At 70.5% G+C, this 1,654-nt stretch carries 3 protein-coding genes; 2 read left to right on the top strand and 1 reads right to left on the bottom strand.

Going from position 1 to position 1,654, the window contains the following annotated elements:
• A partial coding sequence (locus C1I98_RS38635) for a helix-turn-helix domain-containing protein (protein WP_233508565.1) occupies nt 1-629 on the top strand: 629 nt, incomplete at its 5' end.
• Between the two features lie 10 nt (nt 630-639).
• Entirely contained in the window at nt 640-978 is a 339-nt protein-coding gene (locus C1I98_RS41005) for a ParB N-terminal domain-containing protein (RefSeq protein WP_146607919.1), read from the top strand.
• On the opposite strand, the gene C1I98_RS38630 is transcribed toward C1I98_RS41005, so the two are convergent.
• Nucleotides 882-1,559: a C40 family peptidase gene (locus tag C1I98_RS38630; RefSeq protein WP_158558398.1), complete on the bottom strand. Its 678-nt coding sequence runs from the start codon at nt 1,557-1,559 to the stop codon at nt 882-884. The two genes, C1I98_RS41005 and C1I98_RS38630, sit on opposite strands and share 97 nt — an antisense overlap.
• Nucleotides 1,560-1,654: the final 95 nt, after the last annotated feature.

Here is a 1,654-nt window from a genome sequence, read left to right as displayed (position 1 = left end):
CCCCGGCCCAGCCGGACGAGCTCCCCACGACACCCGACACTGAGACAACGCCGGACGTACCCCCCGCCAGCGCCCCGGCAATGTCCCTTCAGGACGCGATGCGCATTCTGGAGCAGGAGGCCGACCGCCGCGCGACCGCCGAAGCCGAATTGGCACGTGCCCAAGCCGAAGAGGACGCTCGCCGTCAGCAGGCCGCTCAGGCCCTTGCCAAGGCCCGCATGGTCGAAGACGCCCGCCAGGCCCTGACCGACCTTCTCACAGCCGTCACGACCACCTATGCGGCACTTCTGGCCGACGACGAGGCGGCGTTCGCCACCGGCCTGGAGTCGATCTACGGCGGCACGGCGGACGTGCGCAAGGCCGCGCGGGTCAGCCAGCCCAAGGCCACCAGTACCACCGCCGCATGGGGATCGAACCGCAACGCCCCTCGTCCGCTACGTCCGCACGTCCTGGAGCACTTGATCAAGCACCCGGACCTCGCGTTCACCGCGAACGAGATCGCCAAGGTTCTCAACCGTTCGTCCGGCGCGGTCGCCAACGCGTTGGACACCCTCGCGCGGAACGGCGAGGCCGAACTCGTCAGCGAACGCCCCAGCCGCTTCCGCGCCGCCAAGCCCCAGGACGCCTGAAGGGAGCACGATGGACGACGAGGTGTTCACCCTTCTGGGGTGGGCATGGGATGTAGCCCTGGCCAGCCGACTGGCCCGACGCCACCCAATACGCCCGGCTGCTATCCGGACGTTGACCGGCATCATGGGCCTCATCCGGATCGACCCTGACCACGCGGCCACCGTCGATCTCACCAAGCCCCTTCTGATCGTGCCCCTGCCGTACGCACCGCCGCCCGGCAACCGCCTGGTGATCGACGGCTGGCACCGCATTCACCGCGCTCTCGATCTTGGCCTGGAGGAACTTCCCGCGTTCTTCCTCGACCTGACCGACGAACGCGCCTGCCGCCTACGCGGCGGGGACGTCTGACAACACCGCTCACGGGGCGGGTCGGCTACGGCTGACCCGCCCCCGTTGTGTGCGGGACGGGCATAGCCGGTCAGGTCCTGGCGGGTGGTGTACCGGCTGATGCGGACGTTGAGGCCGGTGCCGGGGGCCTCGATCATGCGGTTGGCGTCGAGGACGAGGCCGACATGGCCGGGGTCGTCGGGGCCGCCGCCGGAACTCTGGAAGAACACGAGGTCGCCCGGGGCCTGCTGGCCCGGTGGGATGTGCGGGAGGGCGTGCCATTGGTCGGCGGCGATGCGGGGGAGAGTGACTCCGGCCTGGTACCAGGCGTAGCGGGTGAGGCCGGAACAGTCGAAGCCGATCGTGTTCGCGCCCCGGCCGATTCCCCGGGTGGGACCGTCGAGTCCGCCGCCTCCCCATGAATAGGGCGTGCCGAGCCAGCGGGAGGCTGCGGCTATGGCCGTTGAGGCGTTTCCTGTTGCCGGGGCCGTGCAGGTGGCGTTGGGGGCGCAGGTGTCGCCGGGGAGTACGGCTGTGACGGTGGCGATGATGACGGCGGTCAGGACGAGCGCGCCGGTCGCGGTCGCGGTGATGCCGATCATGCGGTGGGGTCCCACGCGTCGCGTAGGGCGATCAGGCGGCGGCGGGGTCCCGTTGATCCGGCGGGTAGCCATATGGGGCCAGCGGGGCCGTCAGG

Source organism: Spongiactinospora gelatinilytica (assembly GCF_003236385.1).
In the GTDB taxonomy this organism is placed as follows: Bacteria; Actinomycetota; Actinomycetes; order Streptosporangiales; family Streptosporangiaceae; genus Spongiactinospora; species Spongiactinospora gelatinilytica.
Note: the sequence above shows the minus strand (reverse complement) of the source record. Positions and strands in the feature narration are given on the sequence as shown.

Bases quoted from the DNA above. Each gene is read 5' to 3' on its own strand.
- C1I98_RS41005 (WP_146607919.1), top strand. From the start codon at position 640: ATGGACGACGAGGTGTTCACCCTTCTGGGGTGGGCATGGGATGTAGCC.
- C1I98_RS38630 (WP_158558398.1), bottom strand. From the start codon at position 1,559: ATGATCGGCATCACCGCGACCGCGACCGGCGCGCTCGTCCTGACCGCC.